This window comes from Bradyrhizobium sp. MI1.11, assembly GCF_055811255.1.
Genome location: NZ_JBVVPM010000057.1, coordinates 1 through 19176, shown reverse-complemented (window position 1 = coordinate 19176; position 19176 = coordinate 1). Strand labels below are relative to the sequence as shown.

At 63.6% G+C, this 19176-nt stretch carries 20 protein-coding genes; 7 read left to right on the top strand and 13 right to left on the bottom strand.

Annotation, left to right across the window (positions count from 1 at the left end; translation table 11 throughout):
* Positions 1-318: 318 nt before the first annotated feature.
* A complete protein-coding gene (locus AC0L30_RS35005) occupies positions 319-1428 on the top strand; it encodes a hypothetical protein (protein ID WP_007601464.1) in 1110 nt (369 codons plus the stop codon).
* 127 nt (positions 1429-1555) lie between these two features.
* Here the strand turns inward: AC0L30_RS35005 and AC0L30_RS35000 are convergent, their stop codons facing one another.
* From AC0L30_RS35000 to AC0L30_RS34975, 6 genes are read right to left on the bottom strand one after another with little or no spacing between them, the layout of a single operon-like run.
* Positions 1556-2041, bottom strand: a complete 486-nt coding sequence (locus AC0L30_RS35000) for a nucleoside deaminase (protein ID WP_354129186.1) — start codon at positions 2039-2041, stop codon at positions 1556-1558.
* A gap of 13 nt (positions 2042-2054) precedes the next feature.
* Positions 2055-3587: an ABC transporter ATP-binding protein gene (locus tag AC0L30_RS34995; protein ID WP_354129185.1), complete on the bottom strand. Its 1533-nt coding sequence runs from the start codon at positions 3585-3587 to the stop codon at positions 2055-2057.
* Positions 3584-4267: a biuret amidohydrolase gene (gene biuH / locus AC0L30_RS34990; protein ID WP_354129184.1), complete on the bottom strand. Its 684-nt coding sequence runs from the start codon at positions 4265-4267 to the stop codon at positions 3584-3586. The genes AC0L30_RS34995 and biuH overlap by 4 nt, the downstream gene beginning before the upstream one ends.
* A 10-nt stretch (positions 4268-4277) precedes the next feature.
* Entirely contained in the window at positions 4278-5204 is a 927-nt protein-coding gene (locus AC0L30_RS34985) for an ABC transporter permease (protein WP_282524256.1), read from the bottom strand.
* A gap of 1 nt (position 5205) precedes the next feature.
* Positions 5206-6318, bottom strand: coding sequence for an ABC transporter permease (locus AC0L30_RS34980; protein ID WP_354129183.1), 1113 nt, complete (start codon positions 6316-6318; stop codon positions 5206-5208).
* Entirely contained in the window at positions 6315-7427 is a 1113-nt protein-coding gene (locus AC0L30_RS34975) for a BMP family ABC transporter substrate-binding protein (protein ID WP_354129182.1), read from the bottom strand. The genes AC0L30_RS34980 and AC0L30_RS34975 overlap by 4 nt, the downstream gene beginning before the upstream one ends.
* Positions 7428-7833: 406 nt before the next feature.
* Here AC0L30_RS34975 and AC0L30_RS34970 point away from each other — a divergent pair, with 406 nt between their 5' ends.
* Both AC0L30_RS34970 and AC0L30_RS34965 read left to right on the top strand, forming a co-directional pair.
* Positions 7834-9093, top strand: a complete 1260-nt coding sequence (locus tag AC0L30_RS34970; protein ID WP_035995577.1) for an allantoate amidohydrolase — start codon at positions 7834-7836, stop codon at positions 9091-9093.
* 96 nt (positions 9094-9189) lie between these two features.
* Positions 9190-10563: a hypothetical protein gene (locus tag AC0L30_RS34965; protein WP_007601475.1), complete on the top strand. Its 1374-nt coding sequence runs from the start codon at positions 9190-9192 to the stop codon at positions 10561-10563.
* Between the two features lie 10 nt (positions 10564-10573).
* Here AC0L30_RS34965 and AC0L30_RS34960 read toward each other — a convergent pair whose 3' ends face one another.
* Positions 10574-11893, bottom strand: a complete 1320-nt coding sequence (locus tag AC0L30_RS34960; protein ID WP_018456682.1) for a dicarboxylate/amino acid:cation symporter — start codon at positions 11891-11893, stop codon at positions 10574-10576.
* A 215-nt stretch (positions 11894-12108) separates the two neighbouring features.
* Positions 12109-12330 (bottom strand): hypothetical protein, encoded by a 222-nt coding sequence (locus AC0L30_RS34955; protein WP_007601477.1) that lies wholly within the window; start codon positions 12328-12330, stop codon positions 12109-12111.
* A gap of 351 nt (positions 12331-12681) precedes the next feature.
* On the opposite strand from AC0L30_RS34955, the gene AC0L30_RS34950 reads away from it, so the two are divergent.
* Complete coding sequence (locus AC0L30_RS34950; protein ID WP_007601478.1) at positions 12682-12864, top strand: hypothetical protein; 183 nt, start codon at positions 12682-12684, stop codon at positions 12862-12864.
* 19 nt (positions 12865-12883) lie between these two features.
* Here the strand turns inward: AC0L30_RS34950 and AC0L30_RS34945 are convergent, their stop codons facing one another.
* From AC0L30_RS34945 to AC0L30_RS34935, 3 genes are all read right to left on the bottom strand, one after another.
* The gene (locus AC0L30_RS34945; RefSeq protein ID WP_354129181.1) at positions 12884-14260 is read right to left on the bottom strand and encodes a vWA domain-containing protein; all 1377 of its coding nucleotides are present in this window, start codon (positions 14258-14260) and stop codon (positions 12884-12886) included.
* 5 nt (positions 14261-14265) lie between these two features.
* Complete coding sequence (locus AC0L30_RS34940; RefSeq protein WP_354129180.1) at positions 14266-15213, bottom strand: AAA family ATPase; 948 nt, start codon at positions 15211-15213, stop codon at positions 14266-14268.
* 147 nt (positions 15214-15360) lie between these two features.
* Positions 15361-15561 carry a hypothetical protein gene (locus AC0L30_RS34935; protein ID WP_007601483.1) on the bottom strand — a complete coding sequence of 67 codons (201 nt, stop codon included), beginning with the start codon at positions 15559-15561 and terminating at the stop codon, positions 15361-15363.
* Between the two features lie 224 nt (positions 15562-15785).
* Between AC0L30_RS34935 and AC0L30_RS34930 the strand changes: the two genes are divergently transcribed.
* Positions 15786-16760 (top strand): quinone oxidoreductase family protein, encoded by a 975-nt coding sequence (locus tag AC0L30_RS34930; RefSeq protein WP_354129179.1) that lies wholly within the window; start codon positions 15786-15788, stop codon positions 16758-16760.
* A 39-nt stretch (positions 16761-16799) separates the two neighbouring features.
* Here AC0L30_RS34930 and AC0L30_RS34925 read toward each other — a convergent pair whose 3' ends face one another.
* Both AC0L30_RS34925 and AC0L30_RS34920 read right to left on the bottom strand, forming a co-directional pair.
* Positions 16800-17075, bottom strand: a complete 276-nt coding sequence (locus AC0L30_RS34925; protein ID WP_085395314.1) for a hypothetical protein — start codon at positions 17073-17075, stop codon at positions 16800-16802.
* Positions 17076-17171: 96 nt separating this feature from the next.
* A complete protein-coding gene (locus AC0L30_RS34920) occupies positions 17172-17780 on the bottom strand; it encodes a S24 family peptidase (protein WP_007601486.1) in 609 nt (202 codons plus the stop codon).
* Between the two features lie 166 nt (positions 17781-17946).
* Here AC0L30_RS34920 and AC0L30_RS34915 point away from each other — a divergent pair, with 166 nt between their 5' ends.
* Together AC0L30_RS34915 and AC0L30_RS34910 are read left to right on the top strand one after the other, a co-directional pair.
* Positions 17947-18474: a GcrA family cell cycle regulator gene (locus AC0L30_RS34915; RefSeq protein ID WP_354129178.1), complete on the top strand. Its 528-nt coding sequence runs from the start codon at positions 17947-17949 to the stop codon at positions 18472-18474.
* A gap of 46 nt (positions 18475-18520) precedes the next feature.
* Positions 18521-19096 carry a hypothetical protein gene (locus AC0L30_RS34910; RefSeq protein ID WP_007601488.1) on the top strand — a complete coding sequence of 192 codons (576 nt, stop codon included), beginning with the start codon at positions 18521-18523 and terminating at the stop codon, positions 19094-19096.
* Positions 19097-19176 lie beyond the last annotated feature (80 nt).

The window sequence follows — 19176 nt, the reverse complement described above, 5'->3', positions numbered from 1 at the left end:
TGAAGTTGAGCAGAGACGCGCCATCGAGCGTATGCATTTGCGAACACCTCGACAGTGGCTCCCGCCCATCTTGTCTGCATTGTCCGGCCGACATGAAAAGGCGAGCGAAATCAAATGGGAATATCCGGCAATGGCCACTCTCGCCCGACGGCGTGGCGGTGACTTTGGCCTTCCAAATCCGCCGGTGAAACGCAGCGCCCTGTGCAAACAAGCGGCATACCTTGAAACAAGTTGAGGCTTCTCACTCCGGGAGATCGGCGCAAGTGTCGCACCCAAGGGACGTTCATTTTTACGTGTCCAAACTTGGGGGTATTCAGGATGTCGTTTCGTTTCAAGGCAATTGCAGCAGGCGCGCTGTCACTTGCTACGGTTGCTACCAGTGGCCTGGCGCAGGCGGCGGATCTGCCGGTGAAGGCTGCCAAGAAAGCGGCCGACCTTCCGTTCTTCCTGGTGATCGACGACCGCGTCACCTTCTCCTATATCTTCAATGCCTCGCAGCCCGGTGCGTTCACCAACACCAACGGCGTGATCAACGCCAAGACGACGAAGCAGGTCTACTCCTTCACCCACTTCGATGCCTGGACCTACGGCACCAATTTCTTCACCATCTCGATGTTCAAGTCGGACCACAACGATCCGGCAGGCCCGTGTACCGCCACAGGCGTGGTCGTTTCGCCGGCTGCGGGCTTCGCAGCGACGCCGACGAGCTGTGCCGGCGCGACAGAAATCTACGGCCTTTTCCGCTCGACCTTCGGCTGGAACGAGATCTTCAACACCAAGGCCTTCACGCAGGGCCCGCTGCATAACATCTCGTTCGAGGTTGGCATGGATGCCAACACGGAGAACCGGTATTTCGGCGCCGCCAAGCGCGACGTCGTCGCCGGTCTGCAGTTCGCCTTCGATCTTCCCTATAAGGGCTACTTCAACGTCGCGCCGCTCGTGTACTGGGAGTTCGCCAACCACAACTCCTTCTCGCAGTGCGGCGCCGGTTGGTCCGCTCCGTGTATTGCCGACGGCAACACGTCGTTCAAGCCGACCTGGGCGATCGAAACCAACTACTATATGGACCTCGGCTTCCTGCCGCAGAACATGCAGTATTTCTCGATCAGCGGCCGCGCGGCGTGGTACGGCAAGAAGGGCACCGACACTGAGCCGCTTCCCGCCAGCGTCGCCAACGGCGTCTATCCCACCAAGGTCGAGTTCAACTCCGAGCCGATCCGCCTGACCCTCGATGCTTCGAAGGCGGTTTGGGGTGAGAAGTACTCGCACTTCGTGGACGTCTGGGTCGCCTACCGCTATTGGCAGAACAAGTTCGGCCTCGATCACAACAACGCCGTGGCCTGCACCACCCTGGCCGGTGGCGCGAGGGTGAGCACCGGCTCCTGCACCGAGTCCTCGCTCTACTCCGGTGTCACTGTGAAGTTCTAGCCACCTGACACGCTTCAGGTGAACGACGATGGCGCCGCGTCAAACCTCCGCGGCGTCATCTTCGTTTGTGGGTAGGAACGTAGGGGATGAGCCGTCGGCGCGCTCTACGAAATTGAATTGGTGTTTGCTACTTCGTCCACACGCCATCGTGCAGCGCTTCGGCCTCGTCTTCGAGCAGCGGCCCCGCAACCTCTGTCGGCCGCTGGCCACTGGCAAAGACCTCGCGACAGGGCAGGTCGAGCGTCGGGTTCTCCGGATGATCGCCGGTGATGCCGCGCAGGCGGTGCTCGCTGAGCCCATAGACGATACGACCGATGCCGGCCCAGTAGATCGCGCCGGCGCACATCGCGCAGGGCTCGGCGGAGGAATAGAGCGTGGCCTTCGCCAACACCTCGCGTCCGAGCGTGCGGCAGGCCTGCGTGGCGGCGAGGCGCTCGGCATGCGCGGTGCCGTCGTGATCCGGCATGTAGCCGTTCTCGGCCTCGATCAGCACCTTGCCTTCAGCATCGACGACGATGCAACCGAAGGGATGATTGCCGTGGGTGAGGGAACGGCGGGCGACCGCAAACGAAAGGCGGAGGAAGTGCTCGTCGCGCTCGGACCCGCCGCTCATCGCTCTTCCCTGGTCAATGCCCCGCCATATGCCGGCCGACAACGGTCAGATCGGCTTCGCTGGTCCGTGCTTCATACACGAATTCGCCGTGGAACATCACCACCAGCCGATCGGAGAGTTCAAGGAGTTCGTCGAGGTCCTCGCTGACCAACAGCACCGCGGCGCCGCGGTTACGCGCGGCCATGATCTCGGCATGGATTTGCGCCACCGCTGCGAAATCGAGCCCGAAACAGGGATTGGCTGCGATCAGCACCTCGACGTCGCCGCCGAGCTCGCGGGCCAGCACGGCGCGCTGGACATTGCCGCCCGACAATGCCGAGATCGGCGTGTCAGGCGTGCGGGTCTTGATCTTGTACTGGGCGATCTTCTTCCCGGCGTCGACGCGGAAGGCGCCGCGGTTGAGCCACCAGCCGCCGCTTGCGAAGGGCGCGCGGTCGAACTCGCGGAAGGCGATGTTGTCGGCAACGCTCATGCCGCCGACACAAGCGTTCTTCAGCGGCTCCTCCGGCAGGAGTGACATATTGTGCCGCCGCATCTCCTCGCGGCTGGCGTGATAGGGGGCGCCCGCGACGCGGATCTCGCCACTCTCGGCTGCGCGCTGCCCGGCCAACACCTCGACGAGCTGGCGCTGGCCGTTGCCCGAGACGCCGGCAATGCCGACGATCTCGCCGGCACGGACAGTGAGGGAGACGTCGTGCACGGCGATGGCGCCGGCGTCGTCGAGCGCGCGCATCTTTGCCAGCTCCAGCCTCGCCTTGCCGGCCTCGCCGGTGCGCGGCGGCTGTACCGTCAGCTCCTCGGCGCCGATCATGGTGCGCGCCATCGCGTCCGGCGTCAGTTCGGAAACCTTGCCGGCGCCAGCGAGCTTGCCGCGTCGAAGGATCGTGACGTCGTCGGCGAAGGCCATGACCTCGCGGAACTTGTGCGTGATCATCAGGATGGTCAGCTCGCCCTTGACGACCATGTCGCGGAGCATGCCGAGCACTTCGTCTGCTTCCGCCGGGGTCAGAACCGAAGTCGGCTCGTCCAGGATCAGGAAGCGGCGCTTCAGGTAGAGCTGCTTGAGGATCTCGCACTTCTGCCGTTCACCGGCCGAGATGTCGGAGACTTTTGCGCTGAGCGGGACCTTGAACGGCATACGCGCGAGAAAGGTCTCGAGCTCCTTCATCTCTTTCGGCCAGTTCACGACAGCCGGCACGTCGTCGCGCGCCAGTACCAGATTTTCGGCGACCGTCATCGCCGGCACCAGCGTGAAATGCTGGTAGACCATGCCGAGGCCGAGTGCGTGGGCGTCCTTCGGATTGCCGATCGCCTGCTCGCGCCCCCCGACGAGGATGTCGCCTTCGGTGGCGTGATAGTAGCCCATGATGCATTTGACGAGGGTCGACTTGCCGGCGCCGTTCTCGCCGAGCAGCGCATGGAACGAACCCGGCCGCACTTTCAGCGCGACATTGTCCAGCGCCAGGAAATCACCGAAGCGCATGGTCATGGCGATGGCATCGATGCCGAAGGCGCCCGAGGGCGGCGGCGTTTCGCCGACGATCACGAAATCGCTCCGATGAAAGCGTCGGAGGTCGAGACCGCACCGAACACGCCGCCCTGCATCTTGATCATCTTCAGCGCGTGCTCGTGATTGCTCTTGTCGGTCGCACCGCAGCAGTCATGCAACAGCACGCATTCGAAGCCGCGGTCGTTGGCCTCGCGCATGGTGGTGTGAACGCAAACGTCGGTGGTGATCCCGGTGAGCACGATGTTCTCGATGCCGCGCACGCGCAGGATCAGCTCCAGATCGGTGGCGCAGAACGAGCCCTTGCCGGGCTTGTCGATGATCGGTTCGCCGGGCAGCGGCGCGAGCTCCGGGATGATGTCCCAGCCGGGCTCGCCGCGCACCAGGATGCGGCCGCACGGGCCGGGATCGCCAATGCCGGCGCCGATCTGCCGGGAACGCCAGCGCTTGTTGGCGGGCAGATCCGAGAGATCGGGACGGTGGCCTTCGCGGGTATGGATGATGTGAAAGCCTTGGACGCGCATAGCTGTCAGCAATTTCTTGATCGGCTCGATCGGCGCCCGCGTTAGGGACAGGTCATAGCCCATCTTGTCGACATAGCCGCCGACGCCGCAGAAATCGGTCTGCATGTCGATGATGATGAGCGCGGTGTTCTCGGGGCGGAGATCGCCGTTATAGGGCCAGGCATACGGATCGGACTTGATGGTGCGCTCGGGCATGGTTTGCTTCCTAGCGGGTGATCGACAATTCGGCCGGGGCTCCGGTCAGCGTGCGTTTCGGCGAGCAGGTGATGATCATGATCGCCAGCGTCAGGATGTAGGGTGCGGCGTTGAAGAGGTGGTAGCCGGAGGTGACGCCGACCGATTGCAGCGCCGGGCCCAGTGCTGCAGCACCGCCAAAGGCGAGCGAGGCCCACAGACACAGCATCGGGTCCCAGCGCGCGAAGATCACGAGCGCCACGGCCGTGATGCCCTGGCCCGAGGACAGGCCCTCGTTCCAGCTTCCGGGATAGAACAGCGACAGGAACGAACCGCCGATGCCGGCGAGGAAGCCGCCGACCATGGTCGCGCGCAGGCGGATCAGCAGCACGGAGTGGCCCATCGCACGCGCAGCGTCCGAACTCTCGCCGGCGGTGCGGATCAGGAGGCCCCAGCGCGTGGTCCGGAAGGCCCAGTAGAGAATTGGCGCGAGCGCGACGCCGATCAGGAACAGCACGTTGACCCGTAGGGCCGCCCGTACCTGCGGAATGTCGCTCCACCAGCCGAAATCGATTGCGGGCAGTCGAGGCGCTGTCGGCTCGATCAACGGTTTGCCGAGATAGAAAGCTAGGCCGGTGCCGAACAGCATCAGCGCGATGCCGACCGCAATGTCGTTGACGCGCGGCAGTGAGCAGATGCCGGCATGCAGGGCGCCCAGAAGCGCGCCGGTAATGCCAGCGGCGAGCACGCCCAGCCACGGCGATCCCGTGAGGTAGGAAATGCCGTAGGCGCTCATCGCGCCCATCACCAGCGTGCCCTCGAGGCCGAGATTGATGCGGCCGGAGCGCTCGGTGATGCATTCGCCCAGGCTCACGAACAGGAACGGCGTCGAGACGCGAATGGCGCCGCCGAGCACGGCGAGTGGGACGGTCCAGAGTCCGATCGAGCCGTCTGCCATCTCAGGACTTTCCCTTCAGAAACCCGATGCGGCCATAGAGCGCATCGCTGGCCAGCACGAAGACGAAGATGATGCCTTGCAGCACCAGCACGGATGCATCCGGCAATCCGAGGCGGCGCTGCAACAGCCCGCCGCTGGCGCTGATACCCCCGAGCAGGATCGCGACGGGGATAATGGCGAGCGGATTTTGCCGCGCCAGGAAGGCGACGAGAATCCCTGTGAAGCCGTAGCCTGCGGCGAGATTGGCATTGGTGCGCCCCTGCACCGCGGCGACCTCGACCATGCCGGCAAGGCCCGCAGCACCGCCGGCGAGGAAGCAGATGGTCAGGATCAGCTTGCTGACATTGAGACCGACGATCTTCGCAGCGCGGATGTTGCCGCCGGCAACGCGCGCGGCGAAGCCGAACACGGTGTGATAGATCAGGATATAGGCGGCAATCGCGGCGATCAGGCCGAATACGAGACCCCAATGCACGTCGATGCCGGGGATCGATCCGATCATGTTGGCCGCGCCGATCTCGCGGGTCGACGGCTTGTTGAGGCTGGCGGGGTCGCGCATCGCGCCTTCGACGAGATGGTTGAGGACCGCGAGCGCGATGTAGACGAGCAACAGGCTCGATATCGTCTCGTTGACGCCGCGATATTGCCGCAGCGCGCCCGAAAGCATGACCCACAGGCCACCGCCGATCACGCCGCCGACGACCATGGCGATCTGAACGATCAGCGGCGGCATGCCCTGAAGCACCAGTGCTGCGCTGGTTGCCGACAGCGCGCCGATCAGGAGTGCGCCTTCGCCGCCGATGATGACCATGCCGAGCTGCGCAGGCAGCGCCGTGCAGAGCGCGGTGAGGATCAGCGGCGCCGCGCGCGTCAGCGTGTTCTGCCATGAGAACCAGGTGCCGAACGCGCCGTAGTACATGTAGAAATAGAGGTCGAGCGGGTTCTTGCCGAACATCGCGACGAAGATGCCGAAGACCACGAGCGCGGCGGCCAGCGCCGCGCCCGGGATCAGGATATATTCGATCGCTCCGCCGTGACGCTGGAGGAATCCCGGATCGGCGGCCGGGGCAACTGTCCCGACCGCTTCAACGGGATCCGCAGCTTCCGCCGTCACGAAGTCGCCCCGACCACGCCCTCCACGAGATAGTCCATCTTCTCGAGTTCGGGGTCCTTCTGGCCGCGATCGGTGCCGGCCGCGATCACCGTCTTGCCCTTGTTGTCGACCAGCCCTCCCTTGAAGATGGCGTAGCCGTCACCGGACAAGAACTTGGCCTTGACGTCGTCGGCGTGCTTGCGCGCCTCGGCGGAGACCGCTTCGCCATAGGGCGAGGTCTTGACGATCTCTTCCTTGAGGCCGCCGCGATAGAAGTTCGGGATGCTCTCGCCGGCGGCGATCATCTTGACGAATTTGGGGTACAGCGCTTCCCAGTTCCACTCGGCGCCCGTGAGATACGCCTTCGGCGCGAGCGGCGACTGGTTGACGTGATAGCCGCACACCATGGCGCCCCGACGCGCGGCGTTCTCGACCATGGTCTTCGGACCGTCGACATGGCAAGTGAGGACGTCGACGCCCTGATCGATCAGGCTGTTGGTGGCCTCGGCTTCCTTGACCGGCATCGACCAGTCACCGGTGAAGATGACCTGCGTGGTGGCCTTGGGATTGGCAAGCCTCGCGCCGAGCGCGAATGCGTTGATGTTGCGCAGCACTTGCGGGATCGGCTTGGCGGCGACGAAGCCGAGCTTGCCGCTCTTGGAGCTATAGCCGGCGACGATGCCCGAGATGTACTGGGCTTCATCGATATAGCCGAAATAGCTGCCGGCGTTCTTCGGGTCCTTGTCGCTCCACAGGCCGCCACAATGCTCGAAGTGCAGCTTCGGGAATTTGTTGGCCATCTTGACCATGTGCGGATTGTAGTAACCGAACGAGGTCGGGAAGAGCAGGGTGGCGCCGTCGAGATTGATCATCGACTCCATCGTCTTCTCGACCGCGTCGGTCTCGGGCACCTTCTCTTCTTCCACGACCTTGAGGCCGGGAATCTTCTTCAGCGCGGCCGCGCCCTGGGCATGCGCCTGGTTGTAGCCATAGTCGTCGCGCGAGCCGACATAGATGAACCCGATGGTCGTCTCGGCCGCAAAGGCCGGGCGGGCGCCGGCCGCCGCGCCGAGCGTGAGGGCCGCACCGCCCTGCAACAAATGACGTCGTGAGATCCTGCCAAATTCCATTGCTTGCTCCCCTTGGCGGATGCACCGCCTCATCTCGCGCTGCGCCGGTCTGGCGGAGCCCGGGATCAATTGTCGCAAGCTTCGTGCCAGAGGCTATTGAGAGAGCATTTCCGAATAAGTCGTTGAAAATATATTGTTATTTCATGTGTTCCGAACCTGAGCATGAAAGCAGCAGATGAAATTATAGGCATTATTTTATAGTTGTATGCAATGGAGTTAAGCAGGTCTTACCCGGCTTGAACATGTGCATGACGAGGGCCGGGCGGTCTGCCGGCGGCGGCATTCCATGCTAACCACGCGCTGCTTGGACCGGCGTCGGCAGCGTGATTTCGCTGGCACCGAACTTGAATCGATTGCCGCCAGGACCGCCGTCGCCGCGGTCCCAAGAGATGGAAAGCTCGCCGAGATGGCTGCTGGTAACGCCGTTCAGAATGGTTCGCTCGGCGAAGAGATCGTGCGAGGGATCAACGAGCTCGCGGCGATCTCGGAAGAAGGCGACAAGCTCACCCGCGTCTATCTGACCAGCGAGCTGCGCAAGGCGGCGGACCTCATCCTGAGCTGGATGCGCGACGCCGGCATGAGTGCGCGTCTCGACGCGATCGGCAATGTCTGCGGGCGCTACGAAGGTGAGCGGCCTGGCGCGCCTTGCCTGATGCTCGGCTCGCACTACGACACCGTCCGCGATGCCGGCAAATGGGACGGGCCACTGGGCGTGATCACGGCGATCGCCTGCGTCGCCGATCTCAACCGTCGCGGCAAGCGCCTCCCGTTCGCGATCGAAATCGTCGGTTTTGCGGATGAGGAAGGGGTGCGCTTTGCCTCGACCCTGCTCGGCAGCCGCGCGGTAGCCGGCACTTTTGACGAAAGCGTCCTCAACACACGCGACAGCGATGGCGTCGCCATGCGCGATGCGCTGGTGCAGTTCGGGCTCGATCCCGATCATATCGGCGCGGCTGCTCGGGCCCGGCGCGAGCTGCTTGCCTATCTCGAGCTGCACATCGAGCAAGGGCCGGTGCTGGAAGCACAAAACCTGCCCGTCGGGGTGGTCACCGCGATCGCGGGCGCGACACGGCTTGCCGCGCGGCTGACCGGCATGGCGGGGCACGCGGGCACGGTGCCGATGGCGCTCCGGCGCGATGCGTTGGCGGGCGCGGCCGAATGCATCGGCGCGATCGAGCAGTTTTGCCGCACCGACGAAGGCGGGCTGGTCGGCACCGTCGGCTACATCCAGGCGAGGCCCGGCGCGACCAACGTCATTCCGGGCGAGGTGTCGTTCACCATCGACATGCGGGCGCCGACCGACATGCACCGCAAGCGCGCGGTCGCCGATGCCGTCAGGCAAATCGAAGCCATCGCAAAGCGGCGTCAATTGACGCTTCAGCTCGACGTCACCCACGAGAACCGCACCGCGCCTTGTGCGCCCTGGCTCAAGGAGCAGATCGCGCAGGCGATCAAAGCGGAAGGTTTTTCCGTCTTCGAGCTGCCGAGCGGGGCCGGGCATGACGGCATGGCCATGATCGATATTGCCGATGTCGCCATGATCTTCGTCCGCTGCCGCGGCGGCATCAGCCATCACCCGGACGAGCATGTCGAGCTCGCCGATGCCGACGCCGGCGCGCGGGTGTTGCTGCGCGTGATCGAGAACTTTCGGCCGCGGGAAGGCTAAACTGAGCCCGCAAGTCACGGGATAGAGACACGAATCAGACAGGTCTGGAGCCGCGACGGCCTCCCGCCGGACCACGAGACCCATTCGACGGCGCCTATGAACAGCGGCATCTCTTCTCCATCCCATCGCGGAAACCGGTTTTACCAAGGCCTGACGGCGACCTTCGTTGCCAACGCGCTTCAGGCGGTGAACTTTCTCGGTGATCGATTCCTGAGGAAGTCGCATCATCCGTTCACGTCCATCGAGGACCTTTACCGGCACTCGATGGACAGTGCCTTTGCGGTATCTGAGTCCTTTCTCGTCACCGGCGCGCCGCACGCCTCTGCGTATTATCCGCGCGACTTCGCCTGGTTCTATCCCGACGTCCTCGATCCCGACACCATCATGGATTCGCAGGATGCGGTGCGACGGGCTCGTCTGCTCGACAAGAGCGTCCGGCTGCTGCTGGAAGCGGTTCGCGCCAACGTCGTCACGACGACCATCGTCCCGGCCGGGCGCGCCCGGTATCTCGGCGTGAACTATTTCTCGCGCCCTTCGGATACGCTGCTCGGCATTCTGGCCGGCCTGCGGCAGATGATCTCGGCCGAGGAGAGAGCGTCATCCTATCTGGCGATGTCGCAATGCGCGCATGCCGGCCGCCTGCTGCTGGCCGAATATTGCGGCGATCTGAAGCGTGCGATCCTCCAGCTCGCAAGCGAGCTCGAACCGTTCAATGATGATGGCTCCACCTATTTGCTGTGCGACGCCAGTGCTCCGCGCTCCGCGGCAACCGACACGCGCGCCGAGCGCAGGCGTTTCGTCACCAATGCCTGCGTCTACACGACGTTCGTGTGGGGCGTGCAGCTCGGAATCGTCGACGAGAACGAGCTGAAGCGGCGGCTCGGACGCGACCTGGCGCAGTACAAGAGGGACCTGCTCCGCCTGTTCGGCAAGGACGGCTATATCAGGCATTCCCTGGACGGCCCCACGGGCTCGCCGGCGTCCTCGGTCGCGCTGGATTTCGCCAGTGTGCATCGCGGCTTCTGGGATATGAGCGAGCCGGCCGAGCGCGCGCTGTTCGCGGCCACGGCGGATCTGATCATTGCGGAGCCGCGCTTTCGCATCCCCAGCACATTCCACTTCCTGGTGTCCGCGGATAATCCGCGGAACAAGATGATCCACAAGATCGCGGCTCCCGCCTACCAGGGACGTTCCTCCTGGCCGACGTTCAACGTCGAGTTCGCGGATCGCATGCTGGATTATGACGAATTCTCGGGGAGCGATACCTACCGATCCTGCGCCCAGGGAATTCTGAAGGACATTCGCACCGCGACCGAGGTCCACGGCGGCTATCAGGAACTGATCTCGGAACAGGGCCTGAAATATCGCACCTGGGCTTACAAGGGGGCCGTGGCCCACTCCTGGTTTCCGCGTTTCCTCTCCGTCTGGAGGAGGGCGCATGGAACGCCGCTCCTCCAGTGGAATGACTGAACGGCGGTCATTACCCCGCCGTCACGTCCACAAGCTCGCCACCGTCGAGCACCTTGGCCGCCTTGGCGCGGTCAAGGTCGCCTTCCCAGGCGGCCACAACCACGGTCGCAACGCAATTGCCGGTGAGGTTGCCGACCGCGCGAGCCATGCCGATGAACCAGTCGACCGACAAAACCAGCACGAGGCCGATCGCAGGGATGCTCGGCACCGCGTTCAGCGTCGCCGCCAGAATCACGATCGCGGAGCCCGGCACGCCATGCGCGCCCTTCGAGGTGATCAGGGAGACGCCGAGCACCAGCAGGAGATCGCCGAAGGACAGCGGCGTGTTGGTCGCCTGCGCGATGAAAACGACTGCGAGCGTGAGGTAGATCGAGAAGGCGTCGAGGTTGAAGGAATATCCGGTCGGGATGACGAGGCCGACGACGGAATCCTTCACGCCCATCCGCTCCAGCTTCTTCATGATCTGCGGCAGCACGGCGTCGGACGAGGCGGTCGCGAGCACGATGGTCAACTCCTCGCGCAGGTAGGCGAGGAATTTGAGGATGTTGATGCCGGCGAGCGCCATGACGCCGCCGAGCACGCCCAGCACGAAGATGCCGACCGAGACGTAGAACAGCGCCACCAGTGAGACGAGCTGCTTGAGCGAGCCGACGCCGTATTTGCCGACGGTGTAGGCGACTGCGCCGAGCACGCCGAGTGGAGCAACGCGGACGATAAGCCCCATGACGCGGAACAGCACGGTCGAGGCGGCATCGATCATCGACGTGACGAGCTTGCCTTTCTCGCCGCCGACCAGTGCGAGGCCTACGCCGAACAGCACGGCGAAGAACAGCACCTGGAGCACGTCGTTGCGCGACAACGCGTCGAACGAGGTGCTCGGGATTACGTTGAGGAGGAAGGAGCCGATGCCGCCGCCCTGAAGCTTGTGGGCGTTGTCGGCGTAGGTGTTGAGCGCCTTCGCGTCCAGCGTCGAGGGGTCGATGTTCATGCCGTGGCCGGGGCCGAAAGTGTAGGCCAGGATGAGACCTACCACGAGCGCGACTGTGGTCATCACCTCGAAATAGACCAGCGCCTTGACGCCGACCCGTCCGACCTTCTTGAGGTCGCCCGCGCCGGCAATGCCGTGCACGACGACGCAGAACACGATCGGCGCCACGATCATCGAAATCAGCTTCAGGAAGGCGTCGCTAAGGATCTTGAGGGAGATGGCAAAATCCGGCGCGGCCACACCCAGGATGATGCCGAGGATCAGCGCGGCCAGGACCTGGACGAACAGCGATGTGTAGAGCGGCTTTGGCTCGGCGGCCGGGGCCGCGGCAATGGTCGACATGGTGACTCCCCCGTTTTGACGACGTCTCGATCGTCGAAAGGAGCAACTAGCGTGCCAGATTGTCGCGGTTTTCGCTGAGGAGGAGGTCTATTTGGTCGCTTTTGCGGTGCGACCGGGCATCCGCATCGGCACCGGGAAACCGTTCGAGGTGCCGTCGGTCACTGGACAGGCGATTTTGCGGTCCTACGGTCACGTTCCGCACGCGGGTGGCCGCGTCACGCCGCGAGATCTAGCAGCCGACACGATCCGCGTACCAGCACCTTGCGTCCATTCGGGGTCATGACCGGGACGCCGTCGCAGACGACGACAAGACCGAGCTTGACGAGGCTCTCGATGAGATAGGCCTTGGAAAGGCGACCGTTCGACACCGGGTTGCGAAGCGCCTTCAGGACCTCCCATTGGTCTGGCGAAAGATCGAAGTCGATGTCGCTGCTCATGCTGCCTCAAGCCATAGTGCCGTTCGTGCGCCTCTGTTAGTGGCGCTGCATGAAGACCGTGCGACGACAATGAGTCGGGAATTCGGTGAGGTATTTAGAACTTCTCTTCACAAATTGCTGCACGCCATTGCGCCACAAGAGTTAAGACCGCTCGATCACTAGGATCGTCCGGAGCCTCGATCACATATTGATGATGTGGGCTTGATGTTGGTCCGCGGACAACCGCACTGCACGGGAAGCGCTGCTGTCCCATTCTGCGTCGCAATATGCACAGAAATCATGAGACGAAGGGTTGGAGATTTTGTTACGCTGATTCGCGGGGAATAGCTTCACACGGCAGGAGTGGAGTGCATGAACAGACTGGTCGAAATTCGCAGTCAGGAATCCCTGTGCCGGGAGCGCGCCGCGCTTGATTTCCAGCGCCGGGTTTTCTGGCTTGCGCAAGCTCAAGAATGGGAGCAGCGCGCGCTTGACGAGATCGCCTATCATTTCCGGGAGTGCAATGTGGCTCAGACGGAGCTGGTGCGAAACTGACGTCGGCTGTGGGTAAGGCCTACTGATAAGTCGCCACAATATCGGACACCGCGCGCTCGAGCTGCTGCGCGGTCGCGCACTGGCGCACCACGCTGCAGAAGGTCGCATAGCGCGGCATCTCGGAATCGCCAAAGCCCCAGGCGAGACGTCCTTCGGGATTGAGCCACACCAGCCGTTTCGAGCGCTCCGAGATGCGGCGCAGGATGTCGGCGCGCGGATCGAGATTGTTGCTGCGGGCATCGCCCAGCACGATCACCGTGGTCTGCGGCGTCAGCGCGCTCATGAACTCCTTCTCGAAATCGACCAGCGAAGAGCCGTAGTCGGAGGAGCCGAAGCCGACCTTGGACATGATCTCGGCCATCGCTTCTTCCGGCGGTTTCGATTCAAGGATGTCGCTGACTTCGATCAGATGCGAGGAGAAGGCGAAGGAATGGACGTCGTCGACGACCTCGTGCAGCGAATGGATCAGGAGCAGGAAGAAATCCGAGACCTGCGCGACTGAGCCCGAGACATCGCAGAGCGCCACGATCTTCGGCCGGTCGCGATGCTTGCGCTTCCAGGCTGTGAGAAAGGGGATGCCGCCCCAGGCGGCGTTCCGGCGCAGCGTGCGGCGGACGTCGAGATGACCGCGCCGTTGGCGCTTGCGTGGTTTCGAATAGCGCTCGCGCAGGCGCCGTGCGATCTGGCGGATGAGAGCGCGCATCTCCGCGACATGGCGCCGCTCGATGCGGGCAAGCGGCGCGTTGCGCAGAATCTCGTTGCGGAGGTTTTCAGCCTCCTCGCGGGCATAGAGCGCAAGCCCCTGCGCGACGGTGTCGCGAACGGCTTCGCGCAAGGCATCGAGCGCGGCGCGAAGCCGCTCGGCCAGTGCGGGATTGGTCGGGGTCAGCTCGTCGAGATCGTCGCGTAGCCGCTGGAGCCCCATGGCGTCGAGGATGCGGCTGGAGAAGATGCCGCGCTGGGTGGAGTAGCGGATGTCGGACAGGGAGGCCGCACCTGAGGCGCTGGCGATCGCGGCGGTGATCGCGTTGCGATCCTGCGACAGCAGCATCTGCGCGAGGGGGCCCAATTCTGCGGGAGGCGAACCGCCGCTTGCATCGCTGGCCTCACCAGATGATGGAGATTGATCCGGGTCCTCCGAAACATCGTTGCTGTCGGCTTCAGATTGTTCCTGCCGCGGCTCCGGCTGGCTGAAGAACAGGTCGAAGCAGTCACCGAGCGCGAGCTTTTCGTCCTGCGACTTGGCGAGCGTCAGAAGGAGCGCATCGCGCAGGATGGTCCGGTCGGAAACGCCGACCTGCGCGACCGCGCGCATCGCATCGATGCTTTCGGCAGGCGAGACATGGACGCCGGCGCCCCGTGCCGCACGGAAAAAACGATGAATATTCTCGCGCATCGGCGTCAACCGAAGACGTTGGATCGTGCTGCCTTGGCAATGAAGGTCGTAATCTGAGGCTGAGCCGCCTCGATGTCGGCCTCGTATTTCAGGAGCACGTTGAGCGTGTCCTTGACGATCTCGCTGTCGAGCTCCGAGGCCTGCAAGAGCACCAGCACGCGCGCCCAGTCGATGGTCTCGCTGACTGAAGGCAGCTTCTTCAGGTCGAGCGAGCGGATTTCGTGGATGAAGCCGACCATCTGCCGCCGCAGCGTCTGCGAGATGTTGGGGACGCGGCTCTCGACGATGCGCTCCTCGAGCCGCTGCTCGGGGAAGCCGATGTGCAGATGCAGGCAGCGCCGCTTCAGGGCATCGCCGAGATCGCGCTCGCTGTTGGAGGTGAGGATCACCGTTGGCGGCGTGATTGCGGAGACGGTGCCGAGTTCGGGGATCGTGACCTGGAAATCGGAGAGAATTTCCAGCAGCAGCGATTCGAATTCCGCATCCGACTTGTCGATCTCGTCGATCAGGAGCACGCAGCCACCCGGCTGCTCCAGCGCTTGCAGCAGCGGCCGCGGCTCGACAAACTCCTTTGAGAAGAACACGTCGCCGAAATCGTGGAGCTGATTAAGTGCAGCGTGCAGAGTCTGCGCGCCGCCCAGGACTTCGCCGAGCTTGTCCTTGAGGATCTGCGTGTAGAGAAGCTGCTTGGCGTATTTCCATTCATAGAGCGCCTTGGCCTCGTCGAGGCCTTCGTAGCATTGCAGGCGGATCATCTTCAGGCCGCGCCAGGCCGCGATCGCCTTGGCAAGCTCGGTCTTGCCGACGCCCGCGGGCCCTTCGACCAGGATCGGCTTCTCGATCTGTTGCGACAAATACACGGCGGTCGCGATCTGCCGGCTCGCGATGTAGCCTTGCGCGGCGAGGCCGCTCTCCACTGCCTCGATCGCTGTCGAGGGCTTCTGTTCAGCCACGAGAAGGCGCTCCCAAAGGTCTTGATTGAGGCTTGTTCTGCCTGCGTTCACGGCAAAGAACAAGCCTCGTTTGGGAGAGGCCAGACCCGCGCCAATGGGCGTTTCTTCCGCTCAACGCAAATAGTCGGGCGGCTACCGGCCGCGCGATCAGTGCCGCAGCAACTCCGGCTTGCGGATCGTCTGTCTGACCTCGGCGCCGCAATCTGCGCATTCATAGACGAAGTCGATCTTGGCAAGACTCCAATGCGGTTCGACCTCGCGCACATACATCGGAAGGAACCCCATGCAAGCGGGGCAAATCACAGGCGCGATCTCGATATCCTGATGATGCTTTACATAAGCTGGCATCTCGGCTCTCCTTCGCAGACGACCTCCAAACCCGCGCGAAGGCTACTGCCGGCCGGCGCAAGGCCGACATCAACTCTTTCGAACAGAGGCGGAACAGCGGAGGTTTGTCGTTCGCTGTGACATTCTTGTTACGTCTCTGTACTGTGACGGGCGGACCAAATACCTATTTCAAAAGCCCGATCCGGTATTCGGACTCTGACCTCAACGATAAGGGAGCAACGCCCATGACGCATGCCATTCGCTTTCACAAGACCGGTGGTCCGGAAGTGCTGGTCTGGGAGGAGGTCAGTGTCGGCAAGCCCGGACCGGGCGAGGCGCGAATCCGCCATACCGCCGTCGGTCTCAACTTCGTCGATATCTACAACCGTTCGGGCCTTTACCCGGCGCAACTGCCGAGCGGGCTTGGTAGCGAGGCTGCTGGCGTCGTCGAGGAGGTCGGGCCCGGTGTCACCGATGTGAAGCCGGGCGATCGCGTCGCCTACGGCGCCTCGCCGCTCGGCGCCTATTCCGAGGCGCGGCTGATCCCGGCCGACCGACTGCTGAAGCTGCCGGACGGTATCGACGACAAGACCGCGGCGGCGATGATGCTGAAGGGGCTCACCACGCAATATCTGATCCGGCAGACCTATCGCGTGAAGGCCGGCGACACCATCCTGCTCCATGCGGCCGCCGGTGGCGTCGGCCTGATTCTCTGCCAGTGGGCCAAGCATCTCGGCGCGACCGTGATCGGCACCGTCAGCAACGACGAGAAGGCCAAGCTCGCCAAGGCGCATGGCTGCGACCATGTCATCATCTATAGCCGCGAGGATTTCGTGAAGCGCGTGGACGAAATCACTGGCGGCAAAAAGGTGCCGGTGGTCTATGACTCCGTCGGCAAGGATACGTTCTTGAAGTCGCTCGACTGCCTCGCGCCGCTCGGCGTCGCCGCGCTGTTCGGTGCGTCCTCCGGCGCTGTCGAGCCGCTCAATCTCGGTTTGCTCGCGCAGAAGGGCTCGCTCTACGTCACCCGACCGACGCTGTTCACCTACGCCGCCAAGCGTGAAAGCCTGGTCGCGATGGCAGGCGAGCTGTTCGACGTCGTCAAGTCCGGCGCGGTCAAGATCGAGGTGCACCAGACCTATCCACTGAAGGACGCCGCCAAAGCCCATGCCGATCTCGCCGCGCGCAAGACCACGGGATCAACCGTTCTCACGGTGTGATCTCCGAACGGGCTGTGGCGCAAGCCGCTTGGGCCTGCGTCACGTCCGCTCATGCTTGCGCAGATCGCGGGCGTGATCGAGGCGCAGGGCCTGGAGGTCGACTTCTTCGGGCGGGATCCGGGGCAGGGCAGCCTCGGCGAGGATCGCCTCGGTCACGTCTTCGACCGAGTTCTCCACGATCTCCTGGATGAACGAGATATTCCGATATTCACCTGAGGCGACGCGGGAAATGACCTCGCGCCTGGTGATTTCAGGGTCGACGACCGCTTCCCGGCCGCGGCGCCCATAGTCGATCATCACGACGAAATACTGCATGAAACGATCCTGCCGTGCCCCATGGTCGGGCACGGCAGAGTATTTCCGAAAAACGGAATCAAGTCAAGGTGCATTTCGAAAAAACGGAATTAGAGCCTACTTGCTCCGCTTGCGAGGGCGCGCCGACTTGGCGCGCAACCGCTCCAGCTGCCCCTTGGGCATGGACAGGCAGATCTCGCCGACCCACTCCAGTTTCACGCCGACGATCTGCTTGGCATTGAAGCTGGTGAGATTGACGACGGAGGGGGATTTACCCCGCTCGATAGTCTTCAGATAGCGCTCGCCGGTCTTGAGCCGGACCACGGCCTCCTCGCCGTAGAAGCTCGACAGCGGATGGCGCTGGTCCTTGTAGACCACGATCACGTCGCCGCTCTCGTATTTGGGCAGCATCGAATCGCCCACGATCTCGAATGCGATGGTCTCCTCCATGATCGGAAAGGGCAGCGCGATGTCGCCAAGGCCTTCCGGGGGAACCTGCTCATAATCCGGCTCGATCACGGCACCGGCCCCAACGCGGCCCATGATCGGCGCGAGATTGAGCTCGAGATATTCCATGATCGGGATGATTTCCGAAGCCTTCACAAGGCGCTCGCCGCCGAGGATCTCCGAGACAGCGCCGGGGCGAACGCCCATGGCAGCCGCCAGGCCACCCTTGCTCTTGCCCGTCTTTTCCAGGCCCCGTTCGATCATTGCAGCGTCCAACATGGTGATTCCCTCGATTGTCCATCGTCCCGCCTCTTGTAATCCGAAATTCGGAATTGATGCAATTATGAATATCAGAATTGTCGCTTGACTTCGACTTCGGAATACCGGAATGTGGGCTCCGCCTCGCGATCGTGCGATCGGAGGAGGCGCATCACAGGACAGCAGCATGGAACCGGGCCATTGGTCGTCGGAGCACTCCGACGCGCTTCGCGACTATTTTCTCAAGGGAATGTCTTATGCGGAGATCGGAAGACGGATTAACGCAAGGTTTGGAACGGCTTACACGCGCAACGCGGTGGTCGGCCGCGCCAAGCGGCTCGGGCTGGTCGTGCAGATACGGACGACGAGCCCGTCGATCGTCCCGGCGTTGCCGTCGGGAGCCTGTCTTGTCCTGCCGCACCGCCCCACGGGGCTGACCCTGCCGCCGAAATCCGCGATGAAGCCTGCCGCGCCCGTCAAGTTGCGCTGCGTCGGCGTCCAGCCCCGCTTGGTCCCGTTGGTCGAACTCGCTAGCGAGGACTGTCGCTATCCCTATGGCGGCGACAAGGACGGGGAGGAGATCACCTTCTGCGGCCATCCGCGGGCGCCGGGCTCGAGCTATTGCACGCCGCATGCGCGCCTGACGCGCCGCGCCGGAGCTGGATCCGCCCGCGTCGCCGGCCCCGTCGTGCTGAGGCTGGTCTCTGCCGCCTGACCTGACGCCCGCCCGTTCAATCGTCAATTTCGCAAGGAGTATCCGAGTGGCACGTGTCCGACGCAACAGGTCCTATAAATTGGCGAATGTCTACGACCGACGCTCACGTGAGATACCGTTCAATGCGGAGGTGGCGGAAGTCGAGGTGGACAATCCGCTGGCGCTCGACCCCGGCGAGAAGATCATGGCCGTGCGGTCGATCCGCTGCGATCCGCTCGGCCGGCTGCACGCGCACCATCAGATCGACGAGGCACAGTATCGCGGCGGGCGCGCCTTCCAGAACGATTGGGAGAGGGCCGAACGAGGCCTTCAGGCAATGGACCCGACTCGCGAATATGTCGATGGGGCGCGCACGCGCGAGCCGGTCACCGAGAGCCAACGCGAGGCGGTGCTGCGGCTGAACCGGATCGAGCGCGAACTCGGCACAGACGGCGCCGCGCTAGTGCACGACGTGTTGGTGCTGGGCCTGACCATGGACGAGATCGGCCAGCGTCGCGCCGTCCGTACGCAGCGCTGGATCGACTATTTTGCGCGGCGTTTTCGTGAATGTCTGGACCGGCTGGCACTGATCTATGGCTTTGCCACGGAAACGGGGACACGGCGTTCAGGGCAACACAAATGAGACCGGCGGGGGGGGGGGGGGGGGGGGGGGGGGGGGGGGGGGGGGGGGGGGGGGGGGGGGGGGGGGGGGGGGGGGGGGGG